24 protein-coding genes and 2 tRNA genes are annotated in these 24,735 nt (G+C 38.9%); 16 read left to right on the forward strand and 10 right to left on the reverse strand.

Annotated elements, in window-relative coordinates:
• The first annotated feature begins 343 nt into the window (after positions 1-343).
• From DSM106972_RS51870 to DSM106972_RS45865, 7 genes are all read left to right on the forward strand, one after another.
• A tRNA-Phe gene (locus DSM106972_RS51870) sits at positions 344-465 on the forward strand.
• 26 nt (positions 466-491) lie between these two features.
• Positions 492-627: transfer RNA gene (locus DSM106972_RS51875), tRNA-OTHER, on the forward strand.
• Positions 628-702: 75 nt separating this feature from the next.
• Positions 703-2,307, forward strand: coding sequence for a TROVE domain-containing protein (locus tag DSM106972_RS45850; RefSeq protein WP_127086959.1), 1,605 nt, complete (start codon positions 703-705; stop codon positions 2,305-2,307).
• A gap of 151 nt (positions 2,308-2,458) precedes the next feature.
• Positions 2,459-2,611, forward strand: a complete 153-nt coding sequence (locus DSM106972_RS55585; RefSeq protein WP_325052279.1) for a hypothetical protein — start codon at positions 2,459-2,461, stop codon at positions 2,609-2,611.
• A gap of 51 nt (positions 2,612-2,662) precedes the next feature.
• Entirely contained in the window at positions 2,663-3,091 is a 429-nt protein-coding gene (locus tag DSM106972_RS45855; protein ID WP_325052281.1) for a Uma2 family endonuclease, read from the forward strand.
• A 41-nt stretch (positions 3,092-3,132) separates the two neighbouring features.
• A complete protein-coding gene (locus tag DSM106972_RS45860; protein ID WP_127086960.1) occupies positions 3,133-3,363 on the forward strand; it encodes a type II toxin-antitoxin system HicB family antitoxin in 231 nt (76 codons plus the stop codon).
• An 8-nt stretch (positions 3,364-3,371) separates the two neighbouring features.
• The gene (locus tag DSM106972_RS45865) at positions 3,372-3,599 is read left to right on the forward strand and encodes a type II toxin-antitoxin system HicA family toxin (RefSeq protein WP_127086961.1); all 228 of its coding nucleotides are present in this window, start codon (positions 3,372-3,374) and stop codon (positions 3,597-3,599) included.
• A 150-nt stretch (positions 3,600-3,749) separates the two neighbouring features.
• On the opposite strand, the gene DSM106972_RS45870 is transcribed toward DSM106972_RS45865, so the two are convergent.
• From DSM106972_RS45870 to groES, 5 genes are all read right to left on the reverse strand, one after another.
• Positions 3,750-3,980: a hypothetical protein gene (locus DSM106972_RS45870; protein WP_127086962.1), complete on the reverse strand. Its 231-nt coding sequence runs from the start codon at positions 3,978-3,980 to the stop codon at positions 3,750-3,752.
• Between the two features lie 167 nt (positions 3,981-4,147).
• The gene (locus DSM106972_RS45875; RefSeq protein WP_127086963.1) at positions 4,148-5,155 is read right to left on the reverse strand and encodes a BsuBI/PstI family type II restriction endonuclease; all 1,008 of its coding nucleotides are present in this window, start codon (positions 5,153-5,155) and stop codon (positions 4,148-4,150) included.
• Positions 5,155-6,177 carry a DNA cytosine methyltransferase gene (gene dcm, locus DSM106972_RS45880; protein WP_127086964.1) on the reverse strand — a complete coding sequence of 341 codons (1,023 nt, stop codon included), beginning with the start codon at positions 6,175-6,177 and terminating at the stop codon, positions 5,155-5,157. Before dcm ends, DSM106972_RS45875 begins: the two co-directional genes overlap by 1 nt.
• A 321-nt stretch (positions 6,178-6,498) precedes the next feature.
• Complete coding sequence (gene groL, locus DSM106972_RS45885; protein ID WP_127086965.1) at positions 6,499-8,139, reverse strand: chaperonin GroEL; 1,641 nt, start codon at positions 8,137-8,139, stop codon at positions 6,499-6,501.
• Between the two features lie 107 nt (positions 8,140-8,246).
• Positions 8,247-8,561 (reverse strand): co-chaperone GroES, encoded by a 315-nt coding sequence (groES, locus tag DSM106972_RS45890; RefSeq protein ID WP_019491741.1) that lies wholly within the window; start codon positions 8,559-8,561, stop codon positions 8,247-8,249.
• A gap of 434 nt (positions 8,562-8,995) precedes the next feature.
• Here groES and DSM106972_RS54465 point away from each other — a divergent pair, with 434 nt between their 5' ends.
• The 5 genes from DSM106972_RS54465 to DSM106972_RS45910 all read left to right on the forward strand — a co-directional run bounded on the left by DSM106972_RS54465 (position 8,996) and on the right by DSM106972_RS45910 (position 14,331).
• Positions 8,996-9,166 carry a hypothetical protein gene (locus DSM106972_RS54465; RefSeq protein WP_233787972.1) on the forward strand — a complete coding sequence of 57 codons (171 nt, stop codon included), beginning with the start codon at positions 8,996-8,998 and terminating at the stop codon, positions 9,164-9,166.
• Positions 9,167-9,555: 389 nt separating this feature from the next.
• Complete coding sequence (locus tag DSM106972_RS45895) at positions 9,556-10,233, forward strand: response regulator transcription factor (protein WP_019491739.1); 678 nt, start codon at positions 9,556-9,558, stop codon at positions 10,231-10,233.
• A gap of 492 nt (positions 10,234-10,725) precedes the next feature.
• A complete protein-coding gene (locus DSM106972_RS45900) occupies positions 10,726-11,310 on the forward strand; it encodes an endonuclease dU (RefSeq protein WP_127086966.1) in 585 nt (194 codons plus the stop codon).
• 40 nt (positions 11,311-11,350) lie between these two features.
• Entirely contained in the window at positions 11,351-12,232 is an 882-nt protein-coding gene (locus DSM106972_RS45905; protein WP_127086967.1) for an alpha/beta fold hydrolase, read from the forward strand.
• A 209-nt stretch (positions 12,233-12,441) separates the two neighbouring features.
• A complete protein-coding gene (locus tag DSM106972_RS45910; protein WP_127086968.1) occupies positions 12,442-14,331 on the forward strand; it encodes a PAS domain-containing sensor histidine kinase in 1,890 nt (629 codons plus the stop codon).
• Here DSM106972_RS45910 and glgB read toward each other — a convergent pair.
• The 3 genes from glgB to DSM106972_RS45925 form a co-directional block, all read right to left on the reverse strand.
• Positions 14,328-16,622, reverse strand: a complete 2,295-nt coding sequence (gene glgB, locus DSM106972_RS45915) for a 1,4-alpha-glucan branching enzyme (protein WP_127087005.1) — start codon at positions 16,620-16,622, stop codon at positions 14,328-14,330. The genes DSM106972_RS45910 and glgB overlap by 4 nt on opposite strands.
• 191 nt (positions 16,623-16,813) lie before the next feature.
• Entirely contained in the window at positions 16,814-17,143 is a 330-nt protein-coding gene (locus tag DSM106972_RS45920; protein ID WP_127086969.1) for a hypothetical protein, read from the reverse strand.
• Positions 17,144-17,422: 279 nt separating this feature from the next.
• The gene (locus DSM106972_RS45925) at positions 17,423-17,656 is read right to left on the reverse strand and encodes a hypothetical protein (RefSeq protein ID WP_127086970.1); all 234 of its coding nucleotides are present in this window, start codon (positions 17,654-17,656) and stop codon (positions 17,423-17,425) included.
• 348 nt (positions 17,657-18,004) lie between these two features.
• Here DSM106972_RS45925 and DSM106972_RS45930 point away from each other — a divergent pair, with 348 nt between their 5' ends.
• Both DSM106972_RS45930 and DSM106972_RS45935 read left to right on the forward strand, forming a co-directional pair.
• Positions 18,005-18,703, forward strand: coding sequence for a hypothetical protein (locus DSM106972_RS45930; protein WP_127086971.1), 699 nt, complete (start codon positions 18,005-18,007; stop codon positions 18,701-18,703).
• 123 nt (positions 18,704-18,826) lie between these two features.
• Complete coding sequence (locus DSM106972_RS45935) at positions 18,827-20,671, forward strand: peptidoglycan D,D-transpeptidase FtsI family protein (protein ID WP_127086972.1); 1,845 nt, start codon at positions 18,827-18,829, stop codon at positions 20,669-20,671.
• A 50-nt stretch (positions 20,672-20,721) separates the two neighbouring features.
• On the opposite strand, the gene DSM106972_RS45940 is transcribed toward DSM106972_RS45935, so the two are convergent.
• Together DSM106972_RS45940 and DSM106972_RS45945 are read right to left on the reverse strand one after the other, a co-directional pair.
• Complete coding sequence (locus DSM106972_RS45940) at positions 20,722-21,921, reverse strand: Coenzyme F420 hydrogenase/dehydrogenase, beta subunit C-terminal domain (RefSeq protein ID WP_127086973.1); 1,200 nt, start codon at positions 21,919-21,921, stop codon at positions 20,722-20,724.
• Positions 21,922-22,633: 712 nt separating this feature from the next.
• On the reverse strand, positions 22,634-23,077 hold the full coding sequence (locus DSM106972_RS45945; protein WP_127086974.1) for a YfbM family protein: 444 nt from the start codon (positions 23,075-23,077) through the stop codon (positions 22,634-22,636).
• A 116-nt stretch (positions 23,078-23,193) separates the two neighbouring features.
• On the opposite strand from DSM106972_RS45945, the gene DSM106972_RS45950 reads away from it, so the two are divergent.
• Both DSM106972_RS45950 and DSM106972_RS45955 read left to right on the forward strand, forming a co-directional pair.
• A complete protein-coding gene (locus DSM106972_RS45950; protein ID WP_127086975.1) occupies positions 23,194-23,721 on the forward strand; it encodes a PspA/IM30 family protein in 528 nt (175 codons plus the stop codon).
• A 36-nt stretch (positions 23,722-23,757) separates the two neighbouring features.
• Complete coding sequence (locus tag DSM106972_RS45955) at positions 23,758-24,651, forward strand: WD40 domain-containing protein (RefSeq protein WP_267901229.1); 894 nt, start codon at positions 23,758-23,760, stop codon at positions 24,649-24,651.
• The last annotated feature ends 84 nt before the right edge of the window (positions 24,652-24,735 follow it).

Genomic DNA, 24,735 nt, shown 5'->3' on the forward strand with positions numbered 1-24,735 from the left:
ATGCTTGTATTTTTTAGTTGTGTTGTTATATATTTAAAAGTATAGCACAACACCCCAAAACTAATGACACGGACTACTAGGAGGCGCCAGTCTATAAGTAAATTAAGCCAGCAGTACTACTGGTTAACCTAACCAGTAGTACCAAATTTGGTGATTTGAGGATTGGGTAATAATTCAGAAACCACTATTTTTCATTATTTTGCAGGCGCCTCTCCTCGCATCTAAAATTGGTCAAATAATATTTTTAAATTCCTATTGACATCTTGTAATACACATACTACATTAAGATTACAGAGCGAGATACAGATTTCGCTGTTTGTAATCTGTAAATTAAATTACTCATGTGGCGGGTAGCTCAGTTAGGTAGAGTTCTACATCCTTGGAAGCACCTTGTCTGAAAAGACCGAATTACGAGGGTTATCGGTGAAAATCGAGGGTCGCAGGTTCAAATCCTGCTCCGCTACACTTATTTAATTACAGTAAAAAATTATGCGGGATTAGCCAAGTGGTAAGGCAGGAGACAAACTTATGTTTGTAGTCCTTAGTTAACAACCTTGTCTGCAAAGACCGAACAACAGAGGGTTATCGTCAATCTTCCATTCGCAGGTTCAAATCCTGCATCCCGCGATAAATATATTTTCATTTAGCCTTGAATTAAACACTCAGGGCTGTATTTTGCCTGCAAAGGCTGGAGTGTAGTATATGAATTACAATTTTTTTACAAAATCCCATAATAAAGCCACACCTCAAAATCAACCTATCCCTGGACGCGAATCAGAAATGATTCAGGGGCGTAGTGGTGGATACATGTTTGATGCAGGTATTTGGCAAATGTTGCGTCGCTGCTTACTAATAGGTACAGCGCAAAGCACTTACTACGCTGGCAAACAAGAATTAACAAATGACTTTGCGACAGTATTAAATCAAGCAATAGCCGAAAATCCTCGTCGAGTTGCCGATGAAATTCTTTATGCCAGCGATGGACGCGCGATTAATAACAGCGCTTCTATCTTGGCTTTAGTATTGTTATCAATGGGTGAAACACCCGAAGCAAAAACAGCATTCATGGAAATTTTCCCACAGGTTGTTCGCACGGGAAGTCACTTTTACGAATGGTTGAACTACACAAAATCAATGCGTGGTTTTGGTAAAGTGATTCGCGAAGCTGGTAGAAACTGGTTAGGAAAAGAAGACGTTAAAGGTTTAGCGTACCAACTTTTAAAATATCAACAACGTTCAGGTTTTTCACACCGCGACGCACTGCGCTTATTCCACGTCAAACCTAAAACCGATGACCATCAATTGCTTTACAACTGGGTAGTTAAAGGTTGGCAAGAATTACCATCGCAAATTCCTAGTAGCGCATTAGCACAAATTTGGTGGTACGAATGGCTCAAACGCAACCCTAGTCAAACCCACGAAGCAATTCAAAAAGGGCGCCTAACTCATGAAATGGCGGCGCCTGTTGGCAAAATGGATAAACAAGCATGGCAACTGTTATTTTTGGAAATGCCTATTGGCGCCATGCTACGTAACTTAGGTTCATTAACAGAAATAGGTGTACTACGAAGCGATGAACTAACAAACTTAGACCGAGTAGAAGCAGTTCTTAATAACCGAGAACACCTACGCAAAGGTCGTATCCACCCAATTGACGCACTCAAAGCACTCAAAACCTATCAGTCAGGAGGTGCATTAGGACGCAGTAAAAAAACTTGGCAACCAGTCGCGCGAATTATAGACATATTAGAAAAAACAGTCGAACTATCATTCGATGTCGTCGAACCTACAAAAAAAGTCTTCATGCACGCAGTTGACATATCGGGTTCCATGTCCAGTCAAGTTGCCGACATAGGTTTAACTTGCTGCGAAGTTGCTACAACAATGGCACTAGTAACGGCAAAAGCAGAAAAAAACTATGCCATTCGAGGCTTTTCAACTCAATTCATCGATTTAAGAATTACAGCCAAAGACAGCTTTAGTTCCGCAGTTCAAAAAGCCAGCAATCTCAACTTTGGTGGAACCAACGCTTCTGTTGCTTATGATTGGATGATTAAAAACAAATTCAAAGCTGATGTAATTTGCTTTTGGACAGACAGTGAAAGCTGGGCAGGAACAAAACACCCCTCCCAAGCAGTCGCTGAATATCGCCAAAAAGTAAACCCCAACATCAAAGCAGTGTACGTTACCCTAACACCATACAGAATTACCTTAGTAGACCCAAAAGACCCAATGTCTTGGGACTTAGGTGGTTTTGACCCAAGTATGCCACGCATTATTCAAATGCTGGCTAATGGGAATTTGTAATGTAATTGTTTAAAGGCGCCATATAAACCGGGTTTTAAAAAATCCGGTTTATTTTACATTGTTGATATTGCGACAATAAATACTAAAATATTTAAGAAATGTCATTCTGAGCGCAGCGAAGAATCTAAAAGCAACTTCAAATCGTACACAAATGTTAGTAGTCAAACCTGTTTCTACCATACAACTTGAACCTGGTAGCTTTATAACTATTCCTGACGTTACCTGGAAACAATTTGAAGCTATTTTAGAAGAATTGCCAAGCAAACGCTCCTTACGAGTTTCTTACTACAAAGGTACATTTTAAATCATTGCTCCATCATGCGAACAAGAACTACGCAAAGAAATTATTTCAGATATCGTTAAAATTTTACTTAAATCTACAGGCAGAAGATACAAACCATTTGGCTCAACAACCTTTAAAAAAGAAGCTGCCGCAGGTGTAGAGCCAGACGCTTGCTTTTACATCGAAAACTATCAGTTAATGATAGGTCGGCGCCGTATTGAACCGAATGACCCGGCGCCAGATTTAGCAATTGAAGCCGATGTTACTTCTAAAACAACAATCGATGCCTATAAAGCTATAGGCGTTCCAGAAGTATGGATTTATAACGGTAAAACTCTAACTATCCATCTACTTCAAAATAATAACTATATTAAATCAGACACTAGCCCAACTTTTCCAAATATAGCGATAACCCAAATTATCCCCACAATTGTAGAACGTAGCTGGCAAGTAGGTCATTTTCAAGCCTTAGAAGAATTTGAAACAATGATAGGAATTTAAGTTTGTAATATAATTAGATAGTGTTTATATTTTATATAAAGATGGAAAGATTGCTTAATATCCGCATTGAAAAATTGCCGGAGGGTGTATACTTGGCAACATCAGATGAACTACAAGGTTTAATTGCACAAGGAAGAACAGTTACTGAGACTCTAGAAATAGCTCGTGATGTTGCGCGAAAATTATTAGAGGCACAATCTCAGGATAAAGAAGTTGATTATTTACAGCCAATTGCTGATGAGTTTAATTATTCTTTAGTGATAGGTCAGTAAATTGCTTTATGGGTAGATTAGCAGGGTTCAGCTACAGAGAAATAACTAGGATTTTAAAATCCTTCGGTTTTACTTTTTATCGTCAAGCAGCAGGAAGTCACGAAATTTGGTTTAATTCTCAAACCAATCGTTACACAACTATTCCTAACCATACTGGTGATATGCCTGAAGGGACATTACGTGCCATACTAAAGCAAGCTGGCATTGAACCAGATGAGTTTTTAGAGCGTTCTTAACTGCGTAGGTTGAGTCTAATGATGGTGCCAATATTTATTTTTAGAGTTACTATTTTTAAAATTTATCTACATCGCTAATGTTAATAGTGACATAATTTTGTATAAGTAATTCGGCGCCACATAACATCAATAGCAGCAATGATAAAAGCATTATTCACCTTGGGGATACCTTACCAAAGGGTCATCTTGTAAACAGCCAGCGGTTTGCTCAAAAAAACCGGGAGTCCAGCCTAATTCTTCTGGTGTTTTTTGTTGTATAGGGGATTCAAGTGGTTGATAAATGACTATTATTTCCACATCTCTATCTATTAATCCCACTGGAATTTCTAAATGTAGAATTCCATCTTGTCCTATATGCGACCGCAATTTGATACAGTGCATTATTTTCGTCTCCAATTTCTTATTTTGCATTTCGGCTTAAATTCTAACTAATAATTGCAATTATTACGGTTCTTTCGTACATAGCGTGCTAAATTTTAATTAAAATCTATAAATATGCTTTATTTACAAGGCTTACAGGCACTTATCGTTTCAATTTAAGCAAGGAATCATTTTTCCAAGTATGGGCCCATAAATTTATCTCCATTAAAGTGAATGATATGGTCAGGTGCATCAGCAATCCAAACTTCTGTTTCCCAAGCTATATCTGGTGAAAATTGCCGAAAAGTAGTACGGTCAAGAAAAGCAGTCACGAAAATAATATTTGCTTCGCATTGTTCTGTTAATTTTTTAAGTTCTAAAAGGCGTACTGGAGAAATTGCACCAGAAGTGTGGACTGCTTCTATGAGGTATAACCAATTTCTTTCCAGCGAATAGGCAATTATATCAGGTAATTCACCATGAGATATTTCAAAAAATTTAAGCCTTTTAAGAATTTCTGCTTCTAAATGTAAAAATTTGTTAGCTGTATCACCTACATAGAGTATCTCAGCCCCATACCCATATCGAGGTAGGAATTCTTCTATGATTAATTTTTGTAGCTCATTATGCTTGCCAGGAGAAAAATCAAATGTTTTTCCAGAAGAGAAAATAACTGGTATTAAGTTTAAATCTCTTTTATCAGACAACTGTTCTTCTAATGTCTCTCTGCTAGACAAAAATTCTTCTACTTCTTGTTCCCACTTGTCGCTTTCAAACTTTTTTATTAAAGCAGTATACTCTGGATTTAAGGCAAATTTTCTTGTGCCATCATTACGAGCAGCATTTGGGTTAGCTGAACTAGCATTAATTATTTTTGCTAAAACAATAAGTTTCAAGTCTTTTCTACGGATATCATCATAAGAGCTTTCAGAAATATTTTCATGAAAATGATTATTACAGTATCTTATAATATCTCTTGTTCTTAAAGCGTGAGAATAATCAGCTTTTGCCCAATCAGTATTTTGCTTAACATTGGCTACAGCTAAAAAAGCCATTGCCATTCTTTCCATACGTCTTTGACTAAGCCCACTCAAGGGTATGCCAAATTTATCCAGTATATACAAAGCTTCATTGATTAAGCTTTTTAGCTGAATTGGCTTATCTGATTTATAAATATATTCTGGTACTTCAGACATTAAAAACCTGATAGTGGTAGCGATAATTGTATAGGAGGTTTTTGCTTTTCGATTTCACTGTTAGACAACCTATTACTAGATTGTAAATAATCTCGAACACTTTGAGCAAGTTGAAGAGCAAAGAGTGGGGGTACTGCATTGCCGACTTGGTTAAAACAACTTGTTTCACTTCCTACAAACTCAAACCAATCAGGAAAACTTTGTAATCTTGCTGCTTCTGTTATAAACAAACGTCTTCTTCTACCGTCTGGAAGTTTAATGCGGTGCATATCACCTGTGGCGCCTGCTAAGTTTCGACAGGTTAAAGTTCTTGCGGGTTTATTTAAATGTAAATCACGAGGATTTTTACAAAAAGAGGCTTTTTCATACTTTGCCACATATTCATCCATACTGGGAGTCAAAAACTTTGATGAAGGAGGCGCCGAAACTGCCATGTTTCCTAATGCTTCACCTGCTGTTACTTTGCATTGCGTTTGTTTTGGAAATTTAAAGTTACCTCGATGTCCAACTACAATTAAACGTTCGCGGTTTTGCGGTATACCGTAATTAACAGCATTTAATAATTCCCAATTTACAATATACCCTAAGTCTTGGAGGGTTTCGACGATTTCGTCAAAGTAGGATTTATTTTTGTAAAGTAATCCACGAACGTTTTCAAATAACCAAATTTCAGGATTTAGAGTTTTAACGGCATTTATAAATATAGGAAAACCATCGCGCGAATCTTGTAAACCCTTTTGATGACCTCCGACACTGAAAGGTTGGCAGGGTGGCCCACCTATAATTACTGTAGCGGCTGGCAGTTTGGTGTCCTGTGTGAGTAAAATTTCTGTACATTTTCCCTTTAGATTTTTTCTATAGGTTGCACAGGAATCAGCATCTATTTCAAAACCATGCGTCTCGAAACCTTGGGCTTCAAAACCAAGTGATAAACCACCACATCCAGCAAATAAGTCTATGACAAGCGGATTGCCATGTGTAGAGGGTTTTAATATATCGTTTATTTTATCGACGTAATTCATTACTGAGTATTATTTTTTGCTTATCCTGAGAGGATGTTTGAATACCCATTTTGTTGTACATAGCTATGAATAAAACTCTTGTGGGATGGGCATCCTTGCCCGTCTCTTTATGCAATTTTAAATTACATTTAAGATTTTAGAATAACACTGTACTTTTCCAAAATAAAAAAACAGCAACTTCTATGTCAAGAAGTAGCTGTTTTTTATACAGAGGCGGGCAGGGATGCCCGCTCCACAAGAAGTAATATTTATCTCCCTTTTTACAGGAAAAAATAACCATTCTTTGCCCCCCCGCGATTTCGGGGGGGTTGGGGGGATCAATTAATAATCGAAATCTCCGCCACCCATGCCAGCACCAGCACCAGCAGGCGCCCCATCTTTAGGTTCTGGCTTGTCAACTACGATACATTCGGTTGTAAGTACCATGCCTGCGATAGAAGCAGCGTTTTGCAGTGCAGAACGAGTTACTTTAGCAGGGTCAACGATACCAGCTTCAAACATGTCAACGAATTCGTTGGTTGCTGCGTTGAAACCAACGTTGAATTCGCGTTCTTTAACACGTTCAGCTATAACGGCGCCGTTTTGACCTGCGTTTTCAGCAATGCGTTTTAGAGGAGCAGCTAATGCGCGCGATACAATTAAGGCGCCAATTAACTCTTCGTCTTTGAGGTTGCTGTTTGCCCAAGCTTCCAACTCAGGCGCCAAGTGTGCCAGAGTTGTACCACCACCAGGTACGATACCTTCTTCAACTGCTGCTTTGGTAGCGTTGATGGCATCTTCTAAACGTAGCTTTTTGTCTTTCATTTCGGTTTCGGTAGCAGCACCAACTTTAACAACTGCTACACCACCAGACAATTTAGCTAAACGCTCTTGGAGTTTTTCTTTGTCGTAAGAAGATTCTGTTTCTTCCATTTGACGACGAATTTGTTCGCAGCGTGTTTTTACTGCTTGGTCGTTACCTTCCGCAACAATTGTGGTGCTGTCTTTGGTAATGGTAATACGACGTGCTTTACCTAGCATATCAAGCTTGGCTGTGTCAAGCTTTAAGCCCGCATCTTCGGTAATTAATTGACCACCAGTCAATACTGCGATATCTTCGAGCATCGCTTTACGACGGTCGCCAAAACCAGGCGCCTTCACAGCAGCTACGTTTAATACACCGCGTAAACGGTTAACTACTAAGGTAGCAAGTGCTTCTTTTTCAATATCTTCTGCCAAAATTACCAAAGGACGACCAGCACGCGCTACTTGTTCAAGTACGGGTACTAAATCTTGTACTAAAGCAATCTTTTTGTCGGTTAGAAGCAAGAAAGGCTCGTCAAATACAGCTTCCATGCGCTCTGCGTCGGTTGCGAAGTAGGGCGAAATATAACCCTTGTCGAAGCGCATACCTTCGGTAATTTCTAACTCGGTGGTCATTGATTTCCCTTCTTCCAAGGAAATAACGCCTTCTTTACCCACCTTGTCCATTGCTTGAGCAATCATGGCGCCGACTTCTTCGTCGTTACCAGCAGAAATTGAACCTACTTGAGCAATTGATTTGGAATCTTCAACTGGACGTGCGTGTTCTTTGATTTTTTCAACCAAGAAATTGGTTCCTTTATCAATACCGCGCTTCAGCATTATCGCATTGGCGCCAGCAGCAACGTTACGCAAACCTTCTTTTACAACTGCGTGCGCTAAAACAGTAGCTGTGGTAGTACCGTCACCCGCTGCATCGTTAGTCTTAGAAGCTGCTTGACGAATTAAGGCAACACCAGTGTTTTCAACGTGGTCTTCCAACTCAATTTCTTTCGCAATGGTTACACCGTCGTTGATAATTTGAGGTGCGCCGAACTTCTTCTCTAATACTACGTTGCGACCTTTGGGACCAAGGGTAACAGCTACCGCTTCAGCCAAAATGTCCATACCGCGCTCTAATGCACGACGTGCGTTTTCGTTGTAAATAATTCGCTTTGCCATAATGTTTTTAGTTACTTAAAGTCGCGATTTATGAATGTAGGAGCATGAATGATAAATTGCTAATTGCTAACTTTTATTCCTTGTTAGCCAATTAGCCAAACAAAGTTTTAGCTAACAACAGCCAAAATGTCTTTCTCTGAGAGTAATATGTACTCGTCAGTGCCTAGCTTGATGTCAGTACCTGCGTACTTAGAGTAGAGAACTTTGTCCCCTACTTTCACGTCCATAGCCACGCGATTTCCGTCATCTTTATACTTACCGTCGCCAACTGCAACAACTTCGCCAACTTGGGGCTTTTCTTGTGCATTATCGGGCAAATACAGACCACCTGCGGTCTTCTCTTCTGCTGCGTTTACTTTGATGAAAACGCGGTCTCCTAAAGGTTTAACAGTGGATACACTTACTAAAGATACAGCTGCCATAGGAATTTACTTTTTAGCACTCTCGACTCATGAGTGCTAATGTAACTAAATATGGCTGCTGTTGGCAAGAAATAATCATGTACGGGTTCCCGAACTTGAATAATATAGATTTAGAATAATTGAGTATAAATACTTAGAAAAAGCCGAATTATGAGTAAATTCTCTTGGTTCACGAAAATTTTTGTGTCTTCAAATTTATTTGCAAACGGTGGAAATTGATATAGAACAGTAATCAGGATGTGTAGTTTAATCAGGAGATGATGCTAATCAAGGGCAATAAAATACCAAAATCTACCAAGCTATCCGGTCAAAAAAGCCTAAGTAATTCTGTAGATTTAACGAGAGTAAGGACACGCTGTTGTTCAGGCTGTTTTTAGAGGTTGCTCTTTCTTCCATTTAATAGTCGGTTGCCCAAACCAAGATTATTTGGAATTATGGAATTACTTGAAAAACGTCTCAAAAAACTAAACTCGATTATTTGCTTCCGGTTTACTCAGCTAATTTTCAGAACAATTAACGAACTGCTTGCTAGTTTGTTGCTCTCGAACGATAATGGTAGTTTATGTGGATGGTGCGGTCTTTTTCGCCCGCGAAGAGTAAAATGATTGAACGTCTTATTCAAGAACTAATTTAACCAGGACGCCTGCTTTATTACTCTAACAAGGTTTCTTCACCAACGCGTGAGGGATATGAACAAGCAGTAAGCTATGCGCGACGCGGGTTGTTTACCTGGGGGCATCTAGTACCAATACCGATCCGGTAAACTTGAATAATTATTATTTAATCAGTGTTTTTTCACCCGCACTCTTCAAAGCGATATATAATAGCGCATTATAAATACTACTGCTCTACGTATCCTTACTGGACTTTTGCCCCAAGTCTTGCGGTTAAAAGAAGTGTTGGTCACTTTGGAAACTAAAAAGAGTATTGGCAAGTTTTGTGGGAAAACCAACATCTCAACCACTCAATACAGAGGATAACGAATCAAGACCTCATGGACCGAAGTGCGACAAGTGCCACTGCTATGAAAGAACCCAGCATGAAAGAACATAAACGACTTTTACTTATCGATGATGACCCCAACCTCATTTTGCTGGTAAAGGATTACTTGGAATTCCGAGGATACGAAGTCATCACTGCCGAAAATGGTCGCGAAGCTCTGGAAATTTTAGAGCAGGATATTCCAGACATGATTATTTGCGACGTGATGATGCCAGAAATGGATGGATACACCTTTGTTGAACAAGTCCGGCAAACTGAGCGCACTAGTTGGATTCCCGTACTGTTTTTGTCCGCTAAAGGACAAAGTGCCGACCGTGTTAAAGGACTTAACAAAGGCGCCGATGTTTATATGGTCAAGCCTTTTGAACCAGAGGAACTCGTCGCGCAAGTTGAATCTTCCCTCAAACAAACGATTCGTTGGAAAGAACACCAAGCCAAAGGAGGAGAAAACGGTTCTCGGATCCAAGTTCCCTTCGATGTACAGTTAACTCCTACCGAACTCAAGGTTGTTCAGTTTGTTGCACGAGGTTTAGCTAACCGCGAAATTGCTGAAGAACTCAACGTTAGTCAGCGAACTGTAGAAAGCCATGTTTCCAATATGTTAGGCAAAACCAATCTCCATAACCGTACCGAGTTGGCACGGTGGGCGATTGAAAACCAAATGGCTTAAAAGTTGGCGCCATAAATTTCAGTTTCATCAGTTAATTGTTGTGATGCTTTAATGTCCGAACTTTCGGTCGCAATACAAGCTTCATACATGTCGCAAGCTCACGCTCTTAAGGTTAGAGCAGCTTAAAGGCGAGAGCGCAACATGCCGAAAACTTTCAACTGGTAAGAATGAACTAATAATATGGTGCTAGCAGAGAATAGAAGCATTTTGCTGCTTTTCATACTCAACTGTTAACTTATCAACACCCTGAGTACTTCATCATCTGGACAATGATGAGTACTAATATTCAACTCGATTGCTGTCAATAAAGTTGATTTCACAAGCGCTGGCTTCATCTACTGGTAAAGGTTGAAGTCAGCTTTTATTTTTTTGTCGTTGTCAAAATTCATTAGTTGTATTGTATCGATTGACTGCAAAAATGTAAATCCGTGCTACAGCAATAGTGTTACAGATAATACTGTTTTTCCTACGTATATAAAAATTAAACTCGCTATGAAACTAGAATTATTGCTCAAATTGAATCGAACAATCCGCGTCATTGGTTTCGATGATGCGCCATTTATTCGCGGTTCAAAAGAAAATGTAAATCTAGCGGGAATTATTTGCGCGCAAACCCGGTTTGAAGGAATGGTGTGGGGACAAATTCAACAAGATGGTTTTGATTCTACCGATACAATATGCAATTTACTTATCGGTGGTAAGTTTCTGCCACAATTACATATTGTGTTACTCGATGGAATTGGATTTGGGGGATTAAATTTTGTTAACTTACCTGAATTGTGCGCGCGTTTACAAATTCCTTGTGTTGCTGTAATGCGAAGAAAACCCGATTTAACGGCAATGTTAGAGCCAATAAATCGTTTACCTTATCCTGAAAAACGATTAGAGCTACTAAGGAGCGCAGGAACAATTTATGAATTCCCACCTTTTGTTTTTCAAGTTTGTGGTGAACATCCTTCGGTTACAGCATCTGTACTACAGCGGTTAACTGACTGCGGTAAAGTTCCTGAAGCTTTGAGATTAGCTCATTTAATTGGAGCAGCAGTAATCAAAGGTGAAAGCGGCAGTTCTGCTTAAAATATAATTACTTGTGGTTTAATTTAACGGGGATAAAAACGTGATTCAATTTCAACCACCTGGTTTTGGGCAAAAAGTTATTCCAACGTCGCAAGGGAACATAGTTTACTACACTCAAAGTGTCGCTCCCTGGTTAATAGACGAACATCAAAGACCCACGCTTTTATTTTTGCATAACTTTGGTGGTGGCGCCTCTGCTTATGAATGGTCTAAAGTCTATCCAGCTTTTGCTGCAACACATCGAATTTTGGCGCCTGATTTAATTGGTTGGGGAGATTCCGCGCATCCAGTTCGTAACTATACTATTAATGATTATCTAACCACGATTACAGAATTTATTAATCAAACTTGTGATTCTCCCGTTACAGTTATTGCATCTTCATTGACTGCTGCTTTAGCAATTCGACTTGCTATTACTCAACCAAGTTTATTTAAAAAATTATTTCTAATTTGTCCTTCCGGATTTAATGACTTTGGCGAAGGCGCCGGTAGACGACTTCCACTTGGACTTATCAGTTTACCCCTGTTAGAAGACTTGATATATACACTTGGCGCCGAAAATGAATTAGCGGTTCGTAATTTTTTACAAAGTTTTCTCTTCGCATCACCTCAACTTGTTACCCAAGAAATGGTACAAGCATATTTATATAGCGCACAACAGCCAAATGCAAAATTTTCAGCTTTAGCATTTCTACGCGGTGACTTATATTTCGATTTAAGTCTATATATTCAACAACTGATAATACCAACAACGATATTTTGGGGAGAACAAGCACAGTTTACGCGCCTCCGTCTTGGGCAAAGATTGTCATTGTTAAATACAACTGCTATTCAAAACTTTTATACAATACCTAAGACCGGAATTTTACCTCATCTTGAGGCGCCAGCCGTTCTAATTGGAATTTTACAAAGACATTTATAGAGTCACGCTTCAGCACTAAATTTTAGAAAATTCACGTATAAAAAAATACTATTTATGGCGTAGTATGTAATATAATTAATGAATATGAGAATAATACTTATTAACATAGTACTTATAAGTAATAAAAAAATAGCTGTGCTGGGAGCAATAAAAAGTTTCAACTCAAACCAATATTAGAGTAATCTACATAACTGGCAGGGAGAATTGACTTGTTACTACAAATATTGAATAGTATATCTGACCCAATATTTGTCAAAGATTCACAGCATATTTGGGTTTTTTTAAATGATGCTTTCTGTGATTTTATAGGATATAAGCGAGATGCATTAATTGGAAAAACAGACTATGATTTTTTTCCCAAGGAAGAAGCGGATGTTTTTTGGGAAAAAGACGAACAAGTTTTTTTAACAAATGAATCTTGTGAAAACGAGGAGTTTTTTACTGATTCATTTGGCTTAACTCATATTATCTCTACAAAGAAAACATTATTGATAGATGAGAATGGTAATAAATTTTTAGTTGGTACGATTCGAGATATAACAATTAATATTGATAAGTACCGTCATAGTGAAGAAGCGCTTAAGAATGCATATGCTCAAATGGAAACGCTTGTTATAGAAAGAACCAAACAATTAGCAGAAATTAATCAAGTGCTACAAGCAGAAATAGCAAAACACCAAAAAACTGAGTTAGGACAGCGTGCGTCACAACAAAGACTGTCATTACTTATTGAACAAATACCTTTAGCAATAATCGAATGGACTCCCAATCTTGAAGTGCAGTCATGGAACCCAGCAGCAGAGAAAATATTTGGATATACCGAAAACCAAATAATTGGTTGTAATATTGAAATGTTAATTCCTGAGCATGTAAAAGAGCATGTTGAAAAAATTATAGGCAATTTGTTGACATCACGAGTAGGTAACTATAGCGTGAATGAAAACTTAACGGCAGACGGTAGAATAATTATCTGCGAATGGTACAATAACCCTTTAGTGACTCGAACTGGGGAAGTTATAGGAGTTGCGTCGATTGCAATTGATATTACTGAACGTAAACAGTTAGAAGCAGAACGTCAAATTGCACTCTTAGAACTTGAAGAAGCTTTAGATAAATTGCAAAGAACCCAAATACAACTAGTTCAAAATGAAAAAATGTCGAGTTTAGGACAAATGGTTGCAGGTATTGCTCACGAAATTAATAATCCTGTAAATTTTATTTATGGCAATCTTGTCTATGCTAAAGAATATTGCCAAGACTTATTTAAAATATTAAAGCTTTACCAACATAACTATCCTCAACCAATAAAACAGATTCAAGATTGTATACAAGATATTGACTTTGAGTTTATTGAAAAAGATATACCGTTAATACTTAACTCGATGAAAATGGGAGCAGACCGAATTCAAAAAATAGTTGTTTCTCTGCGAAATTTTTCACGGTTGGATGAGGCTGAAATGAAAATTGTAAATATCCATGAAGGCATTGATAGCACCTTGATGATTTTACAAAGTCGTCTTCACCAACAAAATAGGCGCCCAGAAATTGCTGTAATTAAGAATTATTCTGATTTGCCTTTAGTGGAGTGTTTTGCAGGACAACTCAATCAAGTATTCATGAATATTTTGATAAATGCAATAGATGCATTAGAAGATTCATTTTTCAATAATCAGATTCAAGATAAAGAAGTTTTAAAAATCACTATTAACACTCAACAAATTTCACAAAATAGTATATTAATCAGCATTCGCGATAATGGTTGTGGAATTCCAGAGCAAATACAGCAAAAAATATTCGACCCATTTTTTACAACCAAACCAGTTGGTCGAGGAACTGGGTTAGGTTTATCTATTGCTTACCAAATCATTATCGAAAAGCATCAAGGTAAACTTCGCTGTATTTCTAACCCAGGAGAAGGTACAGAATTTCAAATTGAGCTTCCTGTGGGTAAGGCGCCTGTTTATCTGGAACGGGCAAGGATGCCCATTCCACAAGAGATCATTCCACAAGAGATCATTCCACAAGAGATCATTCCACAAGAGATCATTCCACAAGAGATCATTCAACAAGAGATAATTTCACAAGATATGGAAAATTAAAGTTCTTGATTCATTACGGCAGCTGTTCTATTTTTATCAAGCTTTAGAAGCAGCACACCTAGTGGAGGTAAGCATAAATCTAATGAGAACTCGCGATTGTGCATCGACCAGTTATCAGTCCACTTACCTCCTAAGTTGCCCATATTACTACCGCCGTACTTACGCGCGTCACTGTTAAATAACTCAGTGTAAAAACCTGGTTCAGGAACGCCAATGCGGTAGTGCGAATGAGGTTGTGGTGTGAAGTTACAAACCACGACAATAAAATCGTTTGTGTCTTTGTCACGACGAATAAACGCAGCAACACTATGACGGTTATCGCTACAATCAATCCACTCAAACCCCTCTTGGGCAAAATCTTGGGAATATAATGCAGGTTCACTGCGGTAAAGATGATTTAAGTCTTGGAAAAACAGCTTTAACAAATGGTGTGGTTCGTGCTGTAACAAACCCCACTCCAAATCACCCCAAACATTCCACTCACTCCATTGCCCAAATTCCATGCTCATAAACATGGTTTTCTTTCCAGGATGAGCAAACATGTATGAGAATAAACACCGGACGTTAGCAAACTTTTGCCATCTATCACCGGGCATTTTCCCAATAATATTACTCTTACCATGCACCACTTCGTCATGCGATAGCGCCAGCATGAAGTTCTCGCTGTGGTTATACCAAATACTAAAAGTAATATTGTTCTGGTGGAACTGACGGAACCAAGGATCCATGCTGAAATAATCTAGCATGTCGTGCATCCAGCCCATATTCCATTTCAAGTTAAAACCTAGTCCACCTACATATGTAGGCCAAGATACCATTGGCCAAGATGTGGACTCTTCAGCTATCGAAAGTACACCTGGAAAATAGCTAAACAATAAATGATTGACTTGGCGTAAAAAATCGGCAGCTTCAATATTTTCTCTACCACCATATTGATTTGTTACCCATTCTCCTTCTTTACGGCAGTAGTCAAGATAAAGCATTGACGCTACAGCATCGACACGAATTCCATCAATATGATATTTATCAAACCAGAACAAAGCATTCGCTACTAAAAAGTTACGAACTTCATTCCGCGAATAATTAAATACAAGCGTACCCCATTCTTTATGTTCACCTTTACGGGGATCGGCATGTTCATAAAGATGTGTACCGTCAAAGAATGCTAAACCGTGTCCATCTTTAGGAAAATGTCCTGGCACCCAGTCTACAATCACGCCAATCTCATTTTTATGACATTGGTCGATAAAGTACATAAAGTCTTCAGGAGTACCATATCTTGAAGTAGGTGCGTAATATCCAGTTACTTGATATCCCCAAGACCCATCAAATGGATGTTCAGCAATTGGCAACATTTCAATATGGGTGTATCCCAATTCTTTCACGTAAGGGATAAGACGTTCAGCAAGTTCACGGTATGTTAAAAAGCGGGCGCCTGGGTTTAGTTCAGAAACAGGAACGACAGGTGCATTTGTTCCATCTGGATTTTTGGGTATGTTTGCACTAGCACCGTGCATCCACGAACCTAAATGAAGTTCATAAACCGATATCGGTTGGTTAAGTGGTTCTGCATGGCGCCGTTTTTCCATCCAGTCTTCATCTTGCCATTGATACGAATTTAGGTCAGTGACAATCGAAGCTGTTTTAGGACGAGGTTCTTGTTGAAATCCGTAAGGGTCACTTTTTTCGTAAATGTGCCCATCATTGTTCTTTATTTCATACTTATAATGTGTGCCTACTTCAAGTTCAGGTATAAATAATTCCCAAACCCCAGTAGCACCCCTACGCATCTGGTGTTTACGTCCATCCCAGCTATTGAAATCACCGAGTACCGAAACGTTACGTGCATTAGGCGCCCATACAGCGAAATAAACACCTGTTACACCATCAACGGAAATAAAGTGCGCTCCTAATTTCTCGTAAATGCGATGATGATTTCCTTCCGAGAAAATATGTAAATCAAACTCGGTCAGACGAGGAGAGCGAAAAGCATAAGGGTCATAGGTAACACGCTCGTGTTCACCTTCTTTAATACGTAACTGATAATTATTTAATTCTTTAGCTTCAATTCGACACTCAAAAAAGTGCGGGTCATGCACACTCTCCATTTCAATTTCTTTTCTTTCTTCAGGAAGAACTACCCACACTGCACTGGCATTTGGTAAGTAGGCTCGCACAGCCCAGACGTTTGTACCATTTTGGTCAATAAGGTGAGAACCAAGAATTTCAAAAGGGTCATGATGCTGGTTCCAGATGATGCGGTTAACCTGTTCAGGAGCGATGGTGGTCATAGACATGGAGCTACCTACGTGAGCGATTTATTGGTTAAGTAAATTTGCTTTTTTATTTATTTCTATATATATTCTTTACATTTATTTTCAATTTTGTCGCTACTTAGGCGGGAAATATGGATATTTTAACCCCTGTACGGGCGGGTTCACCTAAATACTCGTTATTTAGCAGGATATAGGTAAACCCGCCCCTAAAAATTCAAAAATGGAAAAACTGACTTTAAGGCACTACGTATACGCAGCAGAAAAATGTTTTCGCGAATCTTTGGGTCTAGTTTTGGGGGTGGAACTGCACTTAGTCGTGACTGTTGTTCTAAATATTCAGCAGCAGTCAGTGGTTTGCCGTCAACCGACGAACGCGCTGCTGTAATAATCTCTGTTCGTAAAATTTCTTCGGGAATATCATCTGCTGGTGGTAACGATAAAGCTGGTAAACGTAAACCACTGGCTACGATAGTTAAAACACTGGTGATAGCAACAATCATAATAAATGAAAATAGTTTTTTAATTTTTATATCCATTTTTCAAATCTCGTTCTAGGCAACAGTAGTAACCAATTGACAAAAAACCCAAATAGAAATAAAGACCTGCCAAAGACAAAAAGCTTCGTCAGGTCAGTATTTTATTTAAAACGGACAAAGAAAATAGTTCAGGAAAATATTAGTCGGATAGCGTTTGCATCCGAACATTTTCAAGGAAATATTATTTACTCCACACTAGACTCGAAACTCTGACTAAACAGTATAGTGAGGAGCATTTAGCGACTACTGAAAACAAGCCCGACTAATCTCAACTAAGGCCTAGGGAGACTTTGTAGCTTTAGGAGTTGCGGCGCCGGTAGCTTTAGGAGTTGCAGCACCAGTAGCAGGGGTTGTAATAGTTGTAGCAGGGGTTGTAGCTGCATCAGTTGGTTCTGCTGCACCAGGTGAAGCAGTACTTGCACCACCACCAGCATCACCACCGCCACCTTCGCAGGCGCCGAGAGTTGTAGCCAAACCTAAAACGAGAGCAATACCAAGGATTCTAATTTTCATAACTCCTCTTTCACCAAATGCGGCAATAAAATTTTAGCCTGTTGAATACCATACCGTATTTGTTGCTTTTTTTTAACCTTTTTTACATGACACATTCAAATGTGCTTTTGAGCATTAAATCAGTATTTAAGGTATTAAACAGGTTTTATTCTAGCTTGCGAGTCACAATATTGTTGGATATGGTACAGATTGCGGCTTTGTTCGTTTGCAAATTAATTATCATTTTGATTATTATACCAAAAATTGTAATTTCTTGCTAATGTCAAGCAATTAGGTGCCCATACGGTGCAGAAACCCGGTTTCTCACAAGCGTCTACAATAACTTACTCGTAATTCCAAATCAAAGTTATGGCTGTTCGCAAAAAAAACGTTGATAGTTCTGCAACGGGCGGTTGGTTCCGACGCAGACGTTCTCAACGCCGTAATTCAAATTCATCTGTATTACATGATAGTACTAACGTTCAAGAAGGTAAACAAAACAACTTACCTGCATCGCAAATCACAGGTGTATCTCAAAAGGGGAATAAGCAGCAGACGTATAAAAATGGGAGTATTTCTCAGACTTCGACTCAGGGGTTAAATAAAAAACAGCGTCCACGTCCAACATCTAGTAAACCATTAGGTAACTTAACTCAATCACGTCCTTTGGCAGAACAAGAAATTCCTGTAATGTATAATGCAGCTGCGACCATGCCCTCTTGGTTGTTGCGTTTATGTTCGTTGCAGCGTTATACTTCAGTGCTATCGTTTTTACTCGTAGTCTCAACGTTGATTGCGTATGGTTATACTGTTTATTCCCAGCAACTGTGGAGTAAGTCGTACCGAAAGTTGCAAGATTTGCAGCGTAACGAGCGACAGTTGACGATAACAAATAATGCTCTCAAAACTAAAATAGCTGCCGAAGCAGAAAACAAGAGCGCTGGTTTAACTTCTCCAAGTCCCGCAAGTCAAATTTTCCTACCTGCGGCGCCAAATTCAAAGCCAGATACTCCATCTACCGTTGTAAATACACCCCAAACGCCAAATTCTATCCCTATTGGTTACTAATTAGTGCGCTCGTAGAAAGTGCTGAGTGCTGAGTAGTAACTCCTAACTCCTAACTCCTAACTCCTAACTCCTAACTCCTAACTATACTCAGCACTCAGCACTCAGCACTTTTAACTCATAATTATGCAAAAGTTACCACCAGGCAAAATTAAATTCCGAAACCTCCCCAAGGCAGAATTCAAAGGTCGGCAGCGACAAAATTCCAAAAATATATCGAAAGATATAAAAGATGATGATAATAGTACTGTTGTGGCGCCACCCATAACAGCAAATTTTAAACTGCGTTTATTTACAGTTTGGGGAGTGCTAATCGCAGCAGGTATTGGTTTAGGTATAAATCTATATAATTTACAAATTGTTCGCGGTCCGAAGTTGACGCAAAAGGCTCGAAATCAGCAAATGGTTAACTTAAGACCCTATATGCCTCGCCGACAAGTAATAGACCGTAATAAAAATTTATTGGCAGTTGACCGTCAAGTTTATACTTTACACGCTCACCCAAAGCAATTTAATAAGCCGCGTCATCAGGTGGCATCCGAACTGGCGAAAATTTTAGACCAAGATGCCAGTAAGCTAGAAAGTCGGTTTGCCGCTCAAAATAGTAATATTTTGTTAAATTCTGCTTTATCAGAGGCAGTTGCAGACCGGATAACCGGATTACGTTTTGATGGTCTTGAACTGCGGCAAAGATACGCACGCTACTACCCGACCCAAGAATTAACCTCCGAAGTCGTAGGGTATGTCAATCTTGACCGTCGAGGACAGGCTGGAGTTGAATATAGTCAAGAAAAGCTTTTAGAACGTGCCACACAAGCAGTTCGTTTGAGTCGTGCTGGTAATGGCGCCTTAATGCCAGATTATGCACCAGAAGGGTTCCCAAATTTTGATGATATGGGAATGCAACTGACAATTGATACCCGTTTACAGCGCGCGGCTCGTTCTGCATTAAAAAATCAGATGAAACGTTACAGTGCAAAGCGTGGCGCCGTAATAGTAATGGATGCTTATGACGGTTCGCTGCTCGCAATGGTAACACAACCGACTTACAACCCAAACGAATATTCCAAAGCGGATATTTCACTATTCAGAAATTGGGCAGTTGCCGACTTATATGAACCAGGTTCTACCTTCAAACCATTGAATGTAGCTATTGGTCTTGAGGCAGGAATTATTAACCCCGATGATGTATTTAGGGACTCAGGAACAATTCAAGTTGGCGACCGTACAATCAAAAACTCAGAAGACAAACGTTACGGAAGCATTAATATTGCCCAGATTCTCAAATTTTCTAGCAACATCGGGATGGTGCAGATGATGCAACGTATGCGCCCCAGCGTTTATTATGGTTGGTTAGAGAAACTAGGCTTAGGGCAAGGTATGGAGACAGACTTACCATTCTCCGTTGCCAGTCAACTTAAGAGTCAGGAAGAATTTATCACTACCCCAATTGAGCCAGCAACAACATCCTTTGGTCAAGGATTTTCGCTCACGCCATTACAACTAGTACAAATGACAGGAGCATTAGCGAATGGTGGAAAATTAGTAACTCCTCACGTCGTTAAAGGATTATTTGACAGTAAAGGTCAAATGCACTATACACCAACACGACCGGAAGCCCGACAAATTTTTTCACCAATCACAGCACAAAAAGTAGTAGAAATGATGGAAACGGTTGTTTCTACTAAAGGTACAGGTAAAGAAGCACAAATAAATGGTTATCGCATAGCAGGTAAAACAGGTACTGCTCAAAAAGCCAATGCTGGTGGTGGTGGTTATATGGCAAACGCCAGAATTACAAGTTTTATAGGAATACTACCAGTAGAATCACCTCGTTATGTTGTACTAGCAATAGTCGATGAGCCAAAAGGCAAAGATGCATACGGTGGTACTGTCGCGGCGCCTATAGCTAAAGAAGTAATGGAAGCACTAATTACAACAGAACAACTTCCACCAAGTCAACCAAGATAAAAAACATTACGCCTCCGTAGAGACGCGATTAATCGCGTCTCTACAACAAATCATTCTGGTAATTTATATTGTCCAACGATTCGCTTTGCAAACTCCGGTACATGTGCTTCTAACTTCTCTGGATGTTGTCGTTTTACGTACAAATAATTGCGGGTAAAGTGCGAGTCAATCGAAAAGCGCGCATATTCTAAACCTTTAGGCCCAATTTTTTCAATCACCACTCCCATTAATTTAGCTGCCCACATTGGCAAAGTCACGCCCTTATCGTAAGCGGGTATACTTTGTTGAACTGCGGCTTTTCTATCTCCCTGTGACATTACAGGTTGCGTGTCAATTTGGTCTTTAACCAAATCGAGCATTTCTTTCCCTGTATCATTTCGCACCAATATCCACTGCCAACCAAACGGTGCCCCCATATACCCAACAACTAAATCAGCCAAAGAATTTACATAGTCAAAGCAACTCATACACGATGGTGCAAATACATCTTTGAGTTCTTTTGTATTTAAGCCAAAAAATGGCACTAACTCCGTTGAACCATCTTCGTGCTTAAAGTGAACACGAAAATCTTGCATGAACTCGTAATAAACAACCGTATCCGGTGATTTACTTGTAGTATCCAGAAATTTTTGTAACCCAGCGCGCGTCACGTTATCAACGCAAGGTGTACCCAAAACATATAGCTTTTCTAACCCTAGTTGTTTCTCAACTGCTCGCAACGCTTGAATTTGGCAACCAACACCAATAACTAACAACCGCTTCATTCCCGACTGTTCAATTTGTTCTAGTACAGAAAGATTCGGTGATAAAGTCGGCTTATTAACGCGCGCTGCCAATACTTCTTCGGGAGTGCGGGCAATAACAGGCATTGGGCCAAATCTATCTTCCTTAGTGTTTTGTACACAAACAACACCTTCGACCATACCGCGATTCAGCATCTCGATAGCAATCGAACTTACTATACCCGTCCACTGGGCGCCTTCAATAGGCTGCTGTTTACGTGCCGCCATCATTTCTTGATGTACCCCAAAATATACCTCATCGGGATTATCAAGATTACGAGTGGCGCCGTGACTTTGTAGTTCTAAAGTCTCGAACTGCTGATTAATAAAAGCGCAAGCTTCCTTGACATAATGAACATAATATGTATCACAAAGACCACACTCACTGCATAGCTCTTTGGCAGGGCGCCGGCTACCAGGCTTTAAAGCTTTAGCCTTCTTATGCTTGGGAAAATCTACTGATGTCATCGAAAAATTCTTATATTAAACATTAAACGATATTTTTAAACATACCTTAAAACAACATAGTTATACAGCAAACGCATAAAATATTACCTCATGTCATGAGTCGCGCACGAAGGGCGCAGTTTTCCCGCAGGGTAGCATTCTACAATAATTTCAGTTTTTAAAAGACGTAAAATGTCATGCTGAGGTACGAAGCATCTTGAAAATTTGAAATCTTTTAAAAAACGTAAAATGTCATGCTGAGGTACGAAGCATCTTGAAAACTTGAAATCTTTTAAATGATGTAAAATGTCATGCTGAGGTACGAAGCATCTTGAAAACTGGAAATCTTTTAAATGATGTAAAATGTCATACTGAGGTACGAAGCATCTTGAAAATTTGAAATCTTTTAAATGACGTAAAATGTCATGCTGAGGTACGAAGCATCTTGAAAATTTGAAATCTTTTAAATGACGTAAAATGTCATGCTGAGGTACGAAGCATCTTGAAAATTTGAAATCTTTTAAATGACGTAAAATGTCATACTGAGGTACGAAGCATCTTAAAAATTTGAAATCTTTTAAATGATGTAAAATGTCATGCTGAGGTACGAAGCATCTTGAAAACTTGAAATCTTTTAAATGATGTAAAATGTCATACTGAGGTACGAAGCATCTTGAAAATTTGAAATCTTTTAAATGACGTAAAACTAAAATATAAATAATATACAAAATTATTAATCAACATACATTATAATAGCTTTTTTCCCAGACGCTGCGTGCTGATAAAACTTGACTAAACCATCATAAAACATCAGCAACCAATTTAAAGCATCCTCACCATCTCTAACCCAAATACCTATTGGATATATCAAGGCTTCATCCATAGCTTGAGACAAAAAGTTAGCCCTTAACTTTTCCACTGTAATAGAAGACAAAACCTCCGACACCCTAGCAACTTCATCAGGAAGTAAATACCTTAATCCAATCCAACTATAGCCATAAAGCAGTTGATTTTCATCCCCTCCAACAGAATGGTTGCCAAATATTACCCATGATAAAGGTTCAGAACCAATTAAATCACCAGTTAGTAAAAAATGCAAACCATGCCATGTCTTATCAAGATATAAATAATTTATATCATCGTCTTGGTTATGTTTTGAGGTGAGCAGAGACCCTATTTATTCCTCATCCGTACAGCTTAAAAACTCAGTTAATTCATCAGTAGTCACAGCTTTTAAGTGACCAATCATTCCCATAATATTTATAATTTATCAACTTCTGTACAAAAAAATAAATGACAGGCGCCGCAGCTTATGGTGCTTTTACAGCAGTAATAAACGGAGATGTTACAGCTTGGGGTGCGATGGGTGTTGGTGCCATTGGTGGAGCAACAGTTTCGAGTTTTGTAGGTGGAATAGGAATTGTTGCACCTAAAATTGGTTTGGCATTTGGTATTGGTGCGGCGCCAATGGCTTACGTTGGTGCAGTTGTTGGACTTGCTGCGTATGGTATCGCAAAAATGTTAGACGTTGAATACTTTGAAACTCCCACACAACTTTTTGACCGTAGGTCAGAAAAAGTGCTGGAGGTGGAAACGTATTCAGCCGCAGTTAATGAATTAGAAGCTTTTTTATCTGGAGAAGATTTAAACCAAAAATTTGCCACTTTAGAAGTAGAGGACGAGTTAGAAACGCCAAGTGGGAAACAAATGGCATCGCGAACAACGGCGCCATCAGATATTTGGAAATGCTTACATACTTTAAAAGGACATACCGCAGCAGTGAATGCGATAGCAGTAAGTCCTGATGGTAAAACGATTTGAACTGCTAGCGATGATGGAAGTGTTATTGAATGGGATATAAAAACGGGCAAAAAACTCTATTCTTTTACTGGACAAGCAGGCGCCGTTTTATGTGTTGCTGTTAGTCCTGATAATGAGATGTTTGCCAGTGGTTGTGTAGACCGTAAAATAAGTAGTTGGCACTTACAGACAAAAAAATATCTTGGTATATTTAATTATTCTAGTTCTGCGTATTATTCAGATTCTCCTGTCAGCCATAATGGTTTTATTACTTCAATTGCCTTTAGTCCAGATAATAGAATTATTGCCAGTGCCAGTACTGATAAAACTATTCGGCTTTGGGGACGTTATACAAAAGAGTTAAAACGTACTTTAAACGGACACTCAGAAGCTGTTTTATCTGTTACTTTCAGCCCTAACGGTAGAATTATTGCTAGTGGTGGCACTGATAAAACTATCCGAATATGGAATTTAGAAGCTTTCGGACAACCATTAGTATTAGCTGGACATTCAGCAGCAGTGCAGGCAGTTGTTATTAGTCCTGATGGTAAAATTTTGATTAGTGGTGGCGCCGACTCTACAATTAAGATATGGAGTTTAGCAACAGCTAAAGTATTACGAACTTTAACAGCACATCAAGCTAGTATCATGTCGCTTGCTTTTAGTCCTAATGGGAATATGTTAGTAAGTGGTGGTAAAAACGGTACTGTTATAATCTGGAATAATATAGATAAGAATAAGTTAGTAACTGAGCCTTTGTTATGCGGTGAATGGTGGGAAATTTTAGATGTGGAAAAAGATGCTTGCGCTACTGAGGTGAAACGGGCATATTATAAATTGGCTCGATTATATCATCCAGATGTTAATGCGACTGCGAAAGCAAGAAGTGTAATGCAGGCAATTAATAAAGCTTATGAGGAGTTCCAAAACAAATGTAATGCTTGTTATTAATAAGCCTTTTGCTTTGTGTTCTTTGTGCCTTTGTGGTTTGTTATATGAAAGATATATTTTGAGATGCTTCACTACGTTCAGCAT

The organism is Dulcicalothrix desertica PCC 7102, assembly GCF_003991905.1.
GTDB lineage: Bacteria > Cyanobacteriota > Cyanobacteriia > Cyanobacteriales > Nostocaceae > Dulcicalothrix > Dulcicalothrix desertica.